Origin of the sequence: Streptomyces sp. NBC_01017, assembly GCF_045162795.1 — a bacterium.
Lineage (GTDB): Bacteria > Actinomycetota > Actinomycetes > Streptomycetales > Streptomycetaceae > Streptomyces > Streptomyces machairae.
This window is the reverse complement of sequence record NZ_CP108683.1, coordinates 9620619-9633701: the sequence shown is the minus strand read 5'-3', so window position 1 is coordinate 9633701 and position 13083 is coordinate 9620619. Positions and strand designations below refer to the sequence as shown.

The window sequence follows — 13083 nt, the reverse complement described above, 5'->3', positions numbered from 1 at the left end:
CCGTGCCCAGTCCCGTCCGGAAGATCGCGTTCCTGCGGTCCGTGGAGATCCGACGCGCCGACCCGTACATCCAGCGAACCGTCCGCGACCTGGCCCGACAGGGCGTCGAGAGCTGCCTGTTCCACACGCACGGCACGGCGGACGAAGGGGACTTCCCCGGCACGCGCCGCCGCCTCGATCCCGCCGTCACACCCGCCGAACTGGCCCACGAGGTCGCCGCGTGGGGCGCGGACGCCGCCGTGTCCATCTCCCTGCCCTGCGAGAACGCGCTGCGGGACGCCACCGTCAAGGCAATCCTCGACGCCCGGGGAATCCCCACGGTCATGACCCCGCTGGCGTCGACCCTGGCCCTGTGCGACAAGTGGGAGACCAAGCAACTCCTCGCCCGCGCGGGCCTGGACACCCCGCGTGGCGTCAAGGTCGACTCCGATCTGCTCGCCGGGCGCGGGGTGGCGTTTCCCGCCTACACGGACGCCCTGCGCGCCTCGGCCGCCGGCATCGGCCATCCGCTGCTGTCCAAGCCGTTGTGGGACTCCACCAGCATGGGGATCAGGGCGCTGCCCGACGCCGCCGCTCTGGACGCGTACCTCGCCGATCCGCCCGAGGTGTCCGCGGTGATCGAGGAGTGTGTGGCGGGAGCGCTGTGCTCGGTGGATGTGGTGGGCGAGCCGGGCAAGTACCGTGTACTGCCCGTGTGCTGGACCGGCACGGCGGGCACCGAGCCGGTGTTCACCTTCGCCGACCTGCGCTGGTGCGGGCCCCGGCCGCAGGCCGACGCCGATTTCGAACCCGTCGCGGCGAAGCTGATCGCCTTGTGCGAGGGCCTCGGCGTCCACGGCTCCGTCAACGTCGACATGATCTACACCGGGTCGCGGTACGTGGTCCTGGAGATCAACCCCCGGATCGGCGGCGCCACCACACTGTCCTGCGCCGCCTCCACGACGAACACCTTCGACGCCCTGGCGGCCATGGCCCGCGGCCACTACAGCCCGGCCCCCGTGCGACGTACGGGATGGGCCATCGAGTTCCTCTCCCCCGAACGCCTTCCGGAGCCGGCACGGACGGAACTGACTGCCCGTCTGAATCTGGTGACGGCCCACGAGTTGGTGATCGACGACACCAGTCACGGTGACATCGTCGTGTTCACGCTTACCGAGGGGGACGAGCAACAGACCGTCAAGCAACTGGAGGAGTTGCACCGGACAGTGGGCTGGCCGCGTCAGGAGATCCTGGGCAAGATCCGGGCCCTGCTCACCCCATGACCGGCACCGTCACGCCCCGTGCCCCCTGTGTGTCCCGGCTGCGTCGCGTGCTCGGCATCCCGGCCACACGCGGACACGGCCGGTTCATCACCGGCAACCTCATCGACTCCCTCGGCAACGGCATGCTTCTGCCAGTGGGTCTGCTGTACTTCACGACCGTGCGCGATCTGCCCCTCGCCGCGGTCGGAGCGGCCGTCACCGTGGGCCAGTTGGCCGCCCTGCCCGTCGTCTTCGTCGCCGGCCGGGTCATGGACCGGCGCGGTCCCAGAGGCCTCACCGTCATCGCCAACGTCGTCAGCGCGGCCGGTTTCCTCTCCTTCCTCCTCGCCGAGCGGCCCTGGCAGATCGCCGGCGCCTACCTTCTGGTGCAGTCCGGCATCAACTCCTACTACACGGCACAGCGCACGCTGATCCTGCACGCCGCACCGGCCGCGGAGACACGCAGCTGGTTCGCCTTCACCGGCAGCCTGCGCAACATAGGCATCGGTGTCGGGGCGCTGCTGGCGGCAGGCACGCTGGCCCTGTTCGGCACGGACGCCCTGACGTGGCTCGTCGCCACGGCGGCACCGCTGTATCTGCTGGCGGCGTTCTGCTTCGCCCGCGTTCCGACGAGCCCGCCGCCGCGGCCCGTTCCGAAGAGCCCGTCGACGCAGGGCGCCCCCGAAGAGCCGCCGAGCGAGGACCGGGCGGCACGCGCCAGGTCCGACGCCGGCGACATGCGCCGATACCTGCTCCTGGTGACGTGCAACATCCCCTTCGTCCTGTCCCAGGCCATACTGTCGGTGCTCATCGCCGTGTACGCCACCGAGACGCTCGGGCTGCCTGCCTGGTCCGCGAGCATCCTGCTCGCGGTGAACACCGCGATGGTCTCCACCCTCACCAGCCCGTTGACGGCACACGCCGCCCCCGGGCAGCCCCGGCACACCATGGCCCTGGGCCATGTCCTGCTGGTGTGCGCCATGCCGGCGTTCGCCGCGCCGGCGCTGCCCGACGCCGACCTGCCCGCATGGCCGGCACTGGTCACTGCGATCGTGCTGTTCAGCCTGGCCGAGATCTTCTACTCGCCGGCCGTCAGCGAGCTGTCCGTGACGCTCACCCCCGGCGCCGCCCGTGGCAGCCGGCAGAGCCTCTACCAACTCTCCTGGTCCGCGGGCAACATCGCCGCCCCCGCCCTGTTCACCGGCCTCCTCGACACCCACGCCCTGCTCCCCTGGACCGTGCAGGGCGTGGCGTGTCTCGTCGCCCTTGCGGCGATCCCCGCCCTCAAGTCCCCTGCCGCGCACGGCGAAAGGAAGCAGACATGAAGACCGAGATCGTCAGCAGCGTCCACGACGTGCCGGCGGCGGACTGGGACCGGCTCGCGGAGCACGCGGGGGTGTACCTGTCGCACCGCTGGCTCGCCGGCGAGGAGAGCGACCCCACCGCGACCGCCTCGTACGCGGTGATCCGCGACCACGACGGCGCCCTGGCCGCGGCCGCGCCCCTGTACCTCGTGCACAGAGAGCCCAACACCTACTACGAGCCCGCGCATCTGCCGCCCGGCGCGCAGAGGCCGCGCGTGATCGCGGGCGCCCGACGCGGCTACCACAACACGCCGTTGACCGACCCGGGCCTTCCCGGCGATGTCGAGCTCCAATGCCTGTCCCTGCTCCGCGCTGCGGCACGCGACCACGCCGGCCGGCACGGGACCTCGCACTGGTGGCCCTATCTGACCGAACCCGCCATGCAGCGGCTCGCGCCCCTGTACGACACGCCCCCGCACCGCATGGAGGACGACGCGACGATTCCGCTGCCCGGCGCCGGGTTCGACGACTATCTGGCGGCCCTGCCGTCCAAGCGCCGCGTGGCGATACGCCACGAACGTGCGGCATTCGAAGCGGCGGAGCTCGACGTACGTCACCTGTACCTCATGGACTGTTACGAGGACGCCGGGCGGCTTCTGGCCGCGCTGCAGCGATCCCACGGCCACGGTGACGACACCGACGCGATGACGGGCCTGCTGAAACGACAGGCCGACGCCATGGGCGAACGCGCCCGAGTCGTCGCCGCCTACGACGGTCACCGCATGACCGGCTTCTGCCTCTACTACCACCAGGGCGGCACCACTTGGCTGCGCGCGGTCGGCATCGACCCCGAACGCCCGGCTCCGTTCGCGTACTTCGCCCTCACATACTACGAGCCGATCGAGGACGCGTACCGCCATGGCACGACCGCCTTGCACGCCGGGATGAAGGCGATCGAGGCGAAGCGGTTGCGTGGGGCGCGGGTCAGTGGGTTGTACGCGCTCGTTGACACGCGGGCGGAGGGGCGTGCATGAGGTACGCCGAGGCCCGGGCACTCGGCCCTAGGCGCGGAGGGCGTCGAGGACCTCCGACCGCGAGGGGCCCGGCGGCATACGCTGCTCGACTTCCGGTACGGCCCGCGTCACCGCCTCCACCAGGGCCGGAGCGCTCAGCTCCTCCCCCGCACCGGGCAGGAGATGTGCGCCGGCCCGCTCCGCCCGCAGTGCGTCGGGGTCGCGGCCGGCAAGGAGCGTCAGTGCCCTCGCCCGGTCCCGGTCGGGGTGCCGGTAGGGGCGGCCGGCTGCGTGAGCGTCCATCTCGGCGAGGCGGTGCCGGGTGTAGGAGGTGCACTGCCGGTACACCTGCCCCAGCCCGTCCCGCGTCGCTCGGCCGAAGGCGGTGACGAGGGCGACCGGGTCACCGGTGCCGTTCTGCCGGAGGACGTCACGCAGCATCAGACTGTGCTGGAGGCTCATCGCCAGTCCGCGGCCGATGCTCGGCACGGTGACCGCCCACGCGTCGCCGACGGCCACCAGCCCGGTGGCAAGGGGCAGTTCGGCGTCGTACAGGGTCCGTTTGCGGTCCGTGAGTCCGGCCATGATCTGGACCCCGTCGGTGAGGGAACCGCCCTCCAGCCAGGCGTCCGCGCCGGGGAACAGGCGCACCGCGGCCGACCATGCGCGTTCGTGACGCAGCAGCCGACGCAGTTCGTGGTCGTCGCTGCGGCTGATGAGGCCGAGCGAGTAGGTGCCGTGGTCGGCCGGGATGCGGAGAAGGCCGAGCGAACCGTGCTCCTCGATCAGGGGGAACGTACTCGCGGGCAGGGCGCCGTCGGCCGACCGGAAGTAGCGGCAGTAGTACGTGAATCCGCGCCGCCCCGCTTCCTCGACCGGGCCCGGCACACCGAGGTCACGCAGCCACGAGGGCAGCGGCGAACGGCGCCCAGTGCAGTCCACGACGAGATCGGCGGTCCGTGGTCCCGTGCTGGTGTCCACCCCGGTGACGTGCGGTGCGCGGGAGTGGGGCGCGGAACGGCCGACGCCGCGTCCGCCATCCGGCCGGCTCCGCAGGCCCCGGCACGCGACCCCCCGCTCGATGCGGACACCGGCGGCCTCGGCCGCGCGCGTGGCGACGTACTCCAGCAGACACCGCCGGGCCGCCAGCGTGTCGAAGCGCGCGTCGGCGGCCAACAGGCCACCGCGCAGGCCCGGTTCGGGTGCCAGCGCGTTCATGCGGACGGCCCCGGCCGCCGTCATCTGCCCGGCCAGGTCCGGCAGGTGTGCCTCAGCCAGCTGAAGCCAACGGGCGAGGGGGAGGTGGGTGAGGCGCAGCTGCGGGATGCCGGGGCGCTGCCACCGCGCCCACGCCACGTCCGGATCCGACGGCGGGGGATGCGGGTCGCGCTCCAGCACGGTCACCTGATGGCCGTCCGCGGCCAGCAGCAGAGCGGTCTGCAGGCCGCCGAGCGCGGCACCCAGTACGACGATGCTCGCCATGAGGGTCATCCTTCCCCGCGGGGCGGGTCTCCGTACCGGGGCGGCGGCGACGCTCCCCTACCGGGTGGGACCGGTCTCCGGCACCGTCTGAGCCTGCGTCGGTGCCAGCTCCCGTTCCGCAACCACCCGAAACCCGTTCGGCGGGCGGCCGGTCACGCGCAGGACGGTGTCGGTGGTCCGGTCCTCCGCTCCCCCGGCGATGGCGCGGTCCATCTCGGCCAGCATCGTGGCGAACTCCAGCGGGATCATCGCTGCGAGACGGTCACGCATGTCGTCGTGGGTCAGGCGGTCGTGGGTGACGGGGCGGCCGGTGACCTGGGTGACGATCGCGGCGATGTCGTCGTGGCTGAGTGCTTCCGGCCCGGTCAGGATCAGGTCCGAGTCGGGGGCGCGGTCGTCGGTCAGGGCACGTACGGCGACGGCGGCGATGTCGTCGGCGTCGACGAAGCCGACCTGTCCGCCCCCGGCGGCGGTGCGGATGACGCCGTGGTCGCGGATGCTGTCGGCGTGGGCGTGCGTGCCGGTGAAGTTCTGCATGAACCACGAGGGCCGCAGCACCGCCCATTCGTCGAACAGGCCGGGCAGGGCCCGGTGCACCGCTCCCACCGCCGGGCCGCCCTCGGGGATCGCCGAGGAACTCAGCAGTACGGCACGCTCCACACCGCAGGCGCGGGCCTGCCGGAGGAAGGGCAGCATGACCGCGGCCGGGTCCGGATCGCCGATCGGCGGCACCAGGTAGACGCTGTCGGCCCCGCTGAGGGCGGCGCCGAAGGTGGCGGTGTCGTACCAGTCGAAGCGGACCGGTTCCGTGCCCGGCAGCAGCGTGGCTCGACGGCTCGCGGCCTTGACGCGGTGGCCGGCGGCGATCAGCTGTGCGGCGGTACGGCTGCCCGTGGTGCCGGTGGCGCCCATGACCAGGGCGGTGCGGGTGAGAGCGGTGCGGGCGACGGTCATCGGGCGCTGGTTCCGGTGAAGTCCACGCCGGGTGCCTGGACCGCGAGGGGGTTCCAGTAGTCGCGGTAGGAGGTGAAGCGACCGTCCTGGACGGTCACGACGGCGATGTAGGTCATGTCGAAGACACCTCCGGTCTCGACCGTACGGCCCACTCCGCGCATCTCGACCACGATGGTCCCGGCGTCGGTCGTCTCGTGAATCCGCAGGTCGGGGAAGTCGTGCAGGTCGATGTGGTCCGGGTAGTGGCGCATGTAGTCGGCGATGGCCTCCCGGCCCTCCAGCCGCGCGGGCCAGCCCGTGGGCGCGAAGGGGAACTCCATGACGCCGTCGTCGGCCCAGAGGCCGACCCAGGCGGGAATGTCCTTGTCGAGCAGCAGCCGCAGGCTGTGGCGGTACAGATCTGCCGGTGAGGTGGTTGCGGGCATGGGCGTGTCCTCCCGTACGATACGGACCAGCGGTCCGCTTCTTCCGTGAACGATACGGACCGCAGGTCCGCTTTTCAAGCGGAGGAGCAACGGAGGAGCCCCATGCCGACGCCCACGGCCGAACGCAAGCCCCGCAAGGACGCGGCCCGCAACCGGGCAGCCGCCTTCGCGGCCGCCGACACCCTCTTCGCCGAATGCCGGAGCCCCGACGAGGTCACCATGGCCGACATCGCGGCGGCGGCCGGCGTCGGCAAGGCGACCCTCTTCCGCGCCTTCGGCGACCGCACGGGCCTGATCCACGCGCTGGTGAGCGCGCGACTCGAACCCCTGAGGATCGCCGTGGCAGAGGGCCCTGCGCCGCTGGGCCCGGCCACGCCGCCCCTCCAGCGCGTGCCGGCCCTGCTCGACGCCGTCCTGTGCTTCAAGCTCGACAACCGCCATCTCGCACTGGCACTTGAGGCAACCGGCGCCGACAGCCCCTACCACGCGGACCACTACGAGCGCTGGCACTCCCTGCTCCGCGATCTCCTGGACCGCGTTCCGGGCATGTCCGGCAGCGACTTCGCCGCCCACGCGCTGCTCGCCGCCACCCGGGCCGACCTCGTCGCATACCTGGCCGGGGAGAAGGCGGAGCCACGCGAGGAGCTGCGTGAGCAACTAGCGAGGTTCACCGCCAAAGTGCTCGGCAGCGGCGCGTGAAGCGGTCCAGGTGTCAGCGGGCCACCGAGTTCGCCCCCGCCTGCGCGAACTTCTCGTCCAGCGTGCCGGACGGAGCGCCCGCGACGCCGATGCCGGCGATGGGCGCGTTGCCGGCGGTGACGGGGACGCCGCCCGCGAGGAACAGGGTGCCGGGGATGTCCTTCAGGTTCGGGGCCTGCTCCAGGCGCTCGGCCAGCTGGGAGGTGGGGGCGTTCCAGGAGACCGCGGTGAACGCCTTGCGCTCGGCGGACTCGTAGGACTGCGGGCCGGCGCCGTCGCCGCGCAGGGTGACGACGGTGTTGCCGTTGCGGTCGACGACGGCGACGGTGACGCGCTGGTTCTCCTTCTCGGCGGCGTCGAGCGCGGCCTGTGCCGCCTTGGTGGCGGCGTCGATCGTCAGATGGGTGGAGGTGGTCGTGGCCCGGGCAGCGGCGTTGGCCGAGGTGGCGGTCGCGGGCGTCGCGGCGGGCGCCGAGGCGTTGGCGGACACGGCACCGAAGCCGGCCAGGGCGACGACGGCGAGCACGGCACCGCCGGTGGCGACGCGAGCGCGGCGGGAGAACTTCTTGTGCACGGGGTTCATGGGTCGGTCCACTCCTTCGGTGGGCGGGCGGCCCGGTTGCCGCCCCGCTTCGTCCGCTCTCCACCCTCGGCCCGAAACAGGGCCGGGACCGTCGACGTTCCGGCTGGATGGGGGCAGCGCGACGGACGACACCGGGGTCATCCGATCGGTTGACCTGCCCGGGCCCTGCGCCGGGTCACAATGGAGGTGTTTGCCCAGTTCAGCGGGCGTGAGCAGGGAAGGAGGCGGGTCCAGGATGCCGAACCGGTCGTACGAGCCGAGCACCGTGGACACCCGGTGGCTCGGCGTCGTGATGCACGCGGCGTTCTTCCTGCTGCTCGGCGGAGCGCTGGCCCGGTTCGTGCTGCGTCATCCCGGCGAACCGCGTACTCCCTGGATCATCGCGCTGTGCGTGGTGCTCGCCGTCCTGCATCTGCTGGGGCCGAGGGCCGGCGGCACGCGCCCCCGGCCCACGCGGCGGCACTCGGCCTGGCTGGCGCTGGTCGTCGTGGTGTGGATGGTCCTGGTCGTGCTCGCGCCCAGCTTCGCCTGGTGCGCGGTGCCCCTCTTCTACACCGGTCTTCGCACGCTGCCGGCCCGCGCGGCTCTGGTGCTCGTGGCGGTCCTGACGGTGTTCGTCGTCGCCGCGCAGGTGCAGCTGTCGGGCCGCTTCGACCCGAACCTGGTCCTCGCGCCGCCCGCCGTCGCCGCCCTCGCCACCGCCGTCTTCCTCCAGATGGAACGGCACACCGCGCGCCAGCGCGTCCTGATCGACGACCTGATCCGCACCCGCCACGAACTCGCCGCCTCCGAACGCCGCGAGGGCACTCTCGGCGAACGCCAGCGGCTCTCCATGGAGATCCACGACACGCTCGCCCAGGGCCTGTCCAGCCAGCAGATGCTGCTGCAGGCGGCGGACCGGGTGTGGGACACCGAACCGGACAAGGCCCGCACCCATGTGCGCACCGCCGCGTCCGTCGCCGCGCACAACCTCGCCGAGGCCCGGCGCTTCGTACACGACCTGGCCCCCGCCGACCTCGCCGGCGGTGGCCTCGATCAGGCCCTGCGCACGCTGGCCGGGCGAGAGTCCGGCGCCGACCTTTCCGTACACGTCCACGTCGACGGTGCCGAGCGCCTCCCGCAGTTGCCCGACCGCGTCCAGTCCGCCCTGCTGCGCATCGCCCAGGGCGCCCTGGCCAACGTCCGCGAGCACGCCTGCGCGAGCAGCGCCGCCCTCACCCTGACCCTGCTCGACGACGAGGCCGTCCTGGACGTCTCCGACGACGGCCACGGCTTCGACCCGGCCGCAACTCCCGACTCCCCCGGCGCCGAACGCGGCCACGGACTGCCCGCCATGCGGGCCCGGCTGCGCGCGCTCGGCGGAACCCTCACCGTCGACTCCGCGCCCGGTGAGGGCACCGTCCTGTCCGCGGCCGTTCCCCTGGAGGCGCCCCGATGACCCCCGACCGCGCTGCCGTACGCATCCTGGTCTGCGACGACCACGCCGTCGTACGGGCCGGCCTGCTCGCGCTGCTCGACAGCGCGCCTGACATCGAGGTCGTCGGGGAGGCCGGCACCGGCGAGGAAGCGCTCGCGCTGGCCGCGAGACTCGCGCCGGACGTGGTGCTGATGGATCTGCAACTGGGCGAGGGCATCGACGGCGTGGAAACCACCCGCCGCCTGACGTCGGCCCCCGGCGCCTCCCCCCACGTCCTGGTCCTGACCACCTACGACACCGACGCCGACATCACCCGCGCCATCGAGGCGGGCGCCACCGGCTATCTGCTCAAGGCCGAGCGCCCCGACGAACTCTTCGCCGCGATCCAGGCCGCCGCCGAGGGACGCCCTGCCCTGTCCGCGCCGGTCGCGGGCCGCGTCATGGCCAACCTCCGCCGACCCCGCCCCACCCTCACCGACCGCGAACGTGACATCCTCACCCAGCTCGCCCGCGGCATCGGCAACCGCGACATCGCGCGCGCCCTGTTCATCAGCGAGGCCACCGTCAAGACCCACCTGCGCCGCATCTACGACAAGCTCGGCGTCGACACCCGGGCAGGCGCGGTGGCGGTGGCGAAGGAACAGCGTTTGCTGCCGTGAGGGGCGCCGGGCCTGGAGCGGTACGCCAACTTGCAGCTCAAGGGGTGACGCTGCTGAGGAAGATCCCCCACTCGCTCTTGAAGATGTCGGCGCCCTCGGCACAGATGCTCTCGGCCTCTGCCCGAAGCGGCGGCGGAGGCTCTGCCGCGTCGCTGAGTCCGTAACAGGGAATCGGGTCACGCAGCCGGTCGATCCCGTCCTTGACTGCGCTGGTGGTGAGGAAGACGTGGCTGTACAACACGTCCGCGTACTCGGGTTTCTTGACCCGCAGCCGTCGTTCCGTGTCGGCGGCGACGTTCTCGGCCGCTTTGAGCGCGGCCCCGCAACGCCTGTCGTCCAGGGAAGTCGTCCTCGTGCACTTGTCCAGGTCGACGTCCGGGTACGCGTCGGTCGCGGCATCGTAGGCGGCCTTGATGTCCCGCGTCAGGTGCGATGTCGTTGCGGACGCGGAGGAGTCCGGGACCACTGAAGCGGTGGCCGACGCCGACGATCTCGCCTGCGACGGCGTCGGCTTGGCAGGCGCCGGATCGCCACTGCACGCGGCCAGCAGCACTCCGGCGGCCACAGCCGGCGGTAACGGCCACGTCCGCCTGATCGCACCTCGTCCCGAGAACATGCCGCGATCGTAGGGACGACCCCCGGGAGGGGTCCCGACTTCGCTGCCGCAAGCGGCGACACGGGACACCGGGTTCGAGCGGACCTCGGTGGTGTGCGAGTCGTGCAGGTTGAAACTCGTAGGAATCAAGGGCTTGTAGGGAGATTTAACGAGGGTTAGCTCAACCGTCACTCGAGGTGCGCGTCGCTGTTCTACTTCCGCCTGCCCCGGGAGCAGTGGCGCGAGAGGCTCGAACAGGTGCGGGCGTCGGGATACACCTGCGTCGACGTCTATCTGCCGTGGAACTTCCACGAGTTGGCGCCGGGCCGCTGGTCGTTCGAGGGCCGGCGGGACGTTGCGGCATTCCTGGACCTCGCGCATGAGGTGGGTCTGTACGTCATCGCACGGCCGGGCCCGTACATCTGCTCCGAGTGGGACGGCGGCGCCCTGCCCGCATGGCTGGGCCTCGACGGGGAGTTGGGGGTACGTCAGAACGAACCGCGGTATCTGGAGCGGGTCATCGCCTGGTTCGACCAGGTGCTGCCGCTGCTCGCCGAGCGGCAGCATCCGGCGAACGGGCCGGTCATCATGGTGCAGTTGGAGAACGAGCTCGACTTCTTCGACTGCACGGACCGCCCGGGCTACCTCACCGCCCTGCGCGAGGCGGCACGCGGTCACGGCATCACCGTCCCGCTGATCGCCTGCTCCGGCCAGGGCGACCTCGCGGGCGCCACCGGGGACGTGGACGGTGTCGTGCCGGCCTGCAACTTCTACCCGGACGACGACTCCCCGGACATCGAGGCCGAGGTGCGCCGCTATGCCGCCCTCGTCGCGGAGCGCGGAGTGCCGCTGCTCGTCACCGAGACCAACCGGCGCCATCGGACGCTACGGCGGCTGCTGGCGGGCGGAGCCAAGCTGATCGCGCCGTATCTCCAGTCGTCCGGCTGGAACTTCGGGTACACCCCGTCGAGCGGCAACTGGGGTCGCCCCGGCAACTTCATGAGCCATGGCTACGACTTCGGCGGCTACGTCACGTCGACCGGCGTGGAGCGGCCGGAATACGCCGAGGCGCAGGTGCTGGCGCGGGTCGTCGAGGTGTGGGGCGACCGACTGGCCGTCGCCGTCCCGGGCGCCCTGGACACCGAGGTGGCCTGCGACTTCCCGACGAGCTCGGACCCGGCGGCGCTGGGCTTCCCCGAGGGCGGCCGACTCGTGGCCGTGGCGCATCTGGGAACGGCTCCCGGTACGGCGGTCGTCCGGGGCGTGCCGGTCGCGGTCGCACCGGGTTCGTGTCCCCTGATGGCGGTGGATGTGCCGTTGCGGCCGTGGGGCATGGACGCGACCCTGACGCTCGCTTCGGCGGACCTCGTGGCGGCGGCCGACGGGGTGCTGGTGTTCTCGTCCGACGTGCCGGTCACCGTCGTCCTGGACGGGACGCGGACCGAGGTCCCGGTGTCCGAGCGGCAGGCCGTGGGCGGAGTGGCGCTCGTCGTCCTGCCGACGTCTCAGGCCGCGCGGCTGCGGTCGGTCGAACCGGGCGGCACGGTGCAGGTGGACGACGCGCCGCACCGGCCCGGCGAGTCCGCGCCGAGTGCCGTACATGAGGTGCGGCGGCGGCGCGACAGGGCCCCCGAGGAGCCGGCCGGGCTGCACGCGCTGCCGCCGGCGCTGGAGTCACTCGGGGTGTATCGGGGCCGTGGCGCCTACCGGACCGCCACGGATCTGACGGACATCGATGAGCTGCTGCTCACCGGCGCGGCGGACATCGTCGACCTGTCCGTCGCGGGCCGGTCGCACCCGCCGATCGCCGGGTTCGGCGCGGCGCGGCGCATCGACGTGCGCGACGTGACGGGCAGCGTCGCGATCGAGGCCGTCGTGGAGATCTGGGGCCACGCCAACTTCGATGACGCCCGCCTGCCCGCGCTCCGCCTCGGCGCGCTGCGCGGGCTGGGCACCCTCTGGAAGGTCCGCACGACGACGGACGTGTCGTCGCTGTGGACCGTGCACGGACACTGGGCGGGCACCCCGGCGCCGACCCGCGCGCTCGGCGGCTGGAGCAGCACCCGCGTCGCGGCCCCGGTCGGCTACTCCCGTACGGTCCACTCCCCCACCCCGTCGGCGCTGCGTCTGCGCGGGGTCGTCGAACCGCTGCGGGTGAGCGTCGACGACGGCGAGCCGGTGACCGTCCACGCCGAGAACCCCTGGCTGCTGCTGCCCGCCGGCACCCACCACGTCACGGTCACGCTGCCGCACCACCCCAGCGGTCCCGGCCTGCGCGCCGAACTGCTCGCGCTCGACGCCGTACGGGACTGGTCGTGCGCGGTGCAGGACGACGAGCTGCTGACGGAGTTCGCCACCCGCCCCGGCCACCGTACGGAGGCGGTGCGACTGCCCCTTGCCCTGAAACCGGGAGAGGAGGCGTGGCTCGACGTCGACCTGCCTTCGTCCGCGGACGGATACCTCGTCCGGCTGGACGCCGCGCAGGTGCGGGTGACCGGATGGGCCGGCGGTGAGTGCGTGGGCCGCGTCTGGGTCGGCGACCGGCCCGCCTTCTCGGGCGGGGACCCGGACTCGCTCTGGGTACCGCCGGGATGGCCGGGCCTGACTCTGCTCGTCCAGGGGATCGAGGGGCCGAACGGCCCGGACGTCGGTCCGGAGGTCCGTGCGCTGTGGCTGGGGGCGCCGACAGGCTGAGGGGGTGGGGCGTGCGG

General features: G+C 72.4%; 12 protein-coding genes. 7 read left to right on the top strand and 5 right to left on the bottom strand.

The genetic code is table 11. The annotated features are described in order from the left end of the window. Window positions 1-2 precede the first annotated feature (2 nt). The 3 genes from OG331_RS44055 to OG331_RS44045 are packed head-to-tail and all read left to right on the top strand — an operon-like array spanning window position 3 to window position 3579. Window positions 3-1262 (top strand): ATP-grasp domain-containing protein, encoded by a 1260-nt coding sequence (locus OG331_RS44055; RefSeq protein ID WP_406207901.1) that lies wholly within the window; start codon window positions 3-5, stop codon window positions 1260-1262. After that, a complete protein-coding gene (locus OG331_RS44050; RefSeq protein WP_406207898.1) occupies window positions 1259-2566 on the top strand; it encodes an MFS transporter in 1308 nt (435 codons plus the stop codon). The genes OG331_RS44055 and OG331_RS44050 overlap by 4 nt, the downstream gene beginning before the upstream one ends. Continuing rightward, entirely contained in the window at window positions 2563-3579 is a 1017-nt protein-coding gene (locus tag OG331_RS44045) for a peptidogalycan biosysnthesis protein (RefSeq protein WP_406207895.1), read from the top strand. Before OG331_RS44050 ends, OG331_RS44045 begins: the two co-directional genes overlap by 4 nt. A gap of 27 nt (window positions 3580-3606) precedes the next feature. On the opposite strand, the gene OG331_RS44040 is transcribed toward OG331_RS44045, so the two are convergent. Genes OG331_RS44040 through OG331_RS44030 form a run of 3 tightly spaced genes read right to left on the bottom strand, consistent with a single transcriptional unit; the run spans window position 3607 to window position 6419 of the window. After that, a complete protein-coding gene (locus tag OG331_RS44040; protein ID WP_406207892.1) occupies window positions 3607-5040 on the bottom strand; it encodes a hypothetical protein in 1434 nt (477 codons plus the stop codon). A 57-nt stretch (window positions 5041-5097) separates the two neighbouring features. Beyond that, the gene (locus OG331_RS44035) at window positions 5098-5994 is read right to left on the bottom strand and encodes an NAD(P)H-binding protein (protein ID WP_406207890.1); all 897 of its coding nucleotides are present in this window, start codon (window positions 5992-5994) and stop codon (window positions 5098-5100) included. After that, entirely contained in the window at window positions 5991-6419 is a 429-nt protein-coding gene (locus OG331_RS44030; RefSeq protein ID WP_406207888.1) for a nuclear transport factor 2 family protein, read from the bottom strand. The genes OG331_RS44035 and OG331_RS44030 overlap by 4 nt, the downstream gene beginning before the upstream one ends. A gap of 102 nt (window positions 6420-6521) precedes the next feature. On the opposite strand from OG331_RS44030, the gene OG331_RS44025 reads away from it, so the two are divergent. Further along, on the top strand, window positions 6522-7118 hold the full coding sequence (locus OG331_RS44025) for a TetR/AcrR family transcriptional regulator (protein WP_406207885.1): 597 nt from the start codon (window positions 6522-6524) through the stop codon (window positions 7116-7118). A 13-nt stretch (window positions 7119-7131) separates the two neighbouring features. Here the strand turns inward: OG331_RS44025 and OG331_RS44020 are convergent, their stop codons facing one another. Continuing rightward, entirely contained in the window at window positions 7132-7701 is a 570-nt protein-coding gene (locus OG331_RS44020; RefSeq protein ID WP_406207882.1) for a heme-binding protein, read from the bottom strand. Window positions 7702-7936: 235 nt separating this feature from the next. Here OG331_RS44020 and OG331_RS44015 point away from each other — a divergent pair, with 235 nt between their 5' ends. Beyond that, window positions 7937-9139: a sensor histidine kinase gene (locus tag OG331_RS44015; protein WP_406207879.1), complete on the top strand. Its 1203-nt coding sequence runs from the start codon at window positions 7937-7939 to the stop codon at window positions 9137-9139. After that, entirely contained in the window at window positions 9136-9777 is a 642-nt protein-coding gene (locus OG331_RS44010) for a response regulator (protein ID WP_406207876.1), read from the top strand. The genes OG331_RS44015 and OG331_RS44010 overlap by 4 nt, the downstream gene beginning before the upstream one ends. 37 nt (window positions 9778-9814) lie before the next feature. On the opposite strand, the gene OG331_RS44005 is transcribed toward OG331_RS44010, so the two are convergent. Then, the gene (locus OG331_RS44005; protein ID WP_406207873.1) at window positions 9815-10393 is read right to left on the bottom strand and encodes a hypothetical protein; all 579 of its coding nucleotides are present in this window, start codon (window positions 10391-10393) and stop codon (window positions 9815-9817) included. A gap of 186 nt (window positions 10394-10579) precedes the next feature. Between OG331_RS44005 and OG331_RS44000 the strand changes: the two genes are divergently transcribed. Further along, on the top strand, window positions 10580-13066 hold the full coding sequence (locus OG331_RS44000; RefSeq protein ID WP_406210711.1) for a beta-galactosidase: 2487 nt from the start codon (window positions 10580-10582) through the stop codon (window positions 13064-13066). The last annotated feature ends 17 nt before the right edge of the window (window positions 13067-13083 follow it).

Excerpts from the sequence above, each read along its gene's own strand:
- OG331_RS44040 (WP_406207892.1), bottom strand. The coding sequence starts at position 5,040 with ATGGCGAGCATCGTCGTACTGGGTGCCGCGCTCGGCGGCCTGCAGACC.
- OG331_RS44035 (WP_406207890.1), bottom strand. The coding sequence starts at position 5,994 with ATGACCGTCGCCCGCACCGCTCTCACCCGCACCGCCCTGGTCATGGGC.
- OG331_RS44005 (WP_406207873.1), bottom strand. The coding sequence starts at position 10,393 with ATGTTCTCGGGACGAGGTGCGATCAGGCGGACGTGGCCGTTACCGCCG.
- OG331_RS44015 (WP_406207879.1), top strand. The coding sequence starts at position 7,937 with ATGCCGAACCGGTCGTACGAGCCGAGCACCGTGGACACCCGGTGGCTC.
- OG331_RS44010 (WP_406207876.1), top strand. The coding sequence starts at position 9,136 with ATGACCCCCGACCGCGCTGCCGTACGCATCCTGGTCTGCGACGACCAC.
- OG331_RS44025 (WP_406207885.1), top strand. The coding sequence starts at position 6,522 with ATGCCGACGCCCACGGCCGAACGCAAGCCCCGCAAGGACGCGGCCCGC.
- OG331_RS44050 (WP_406207898.1), top strand. The coding sequence starts at position 1,259 with ATGACCGGCACCGTCACGCCCCGTGCCCCCTGTGTGTCCCGGCTGCGT.
- OG331_RS44020 (WP_406207882.1), bottom strand. The coding sequence starts at position 7,701 with ATGAACCCCGTGCACAAGAAGTTCTCCCGCCGCGCTCGCGTCGCCACC.
- OG331_RS44045 (WP_406207895.1), top strand. The coding sequence starts at position 2,563 with ATGAAGACCGAGATCGTCAGCAGCGTCCACGACGTGCCGGCGGCGGAC.
- OG331_RS44030 (WP_406207888.1), bottom strand. The coding sequence starts at position 6,419 with ATGCCCGCAACCACCTCACCGGCAGATCTGTACCGCCACAGCCTGCGG.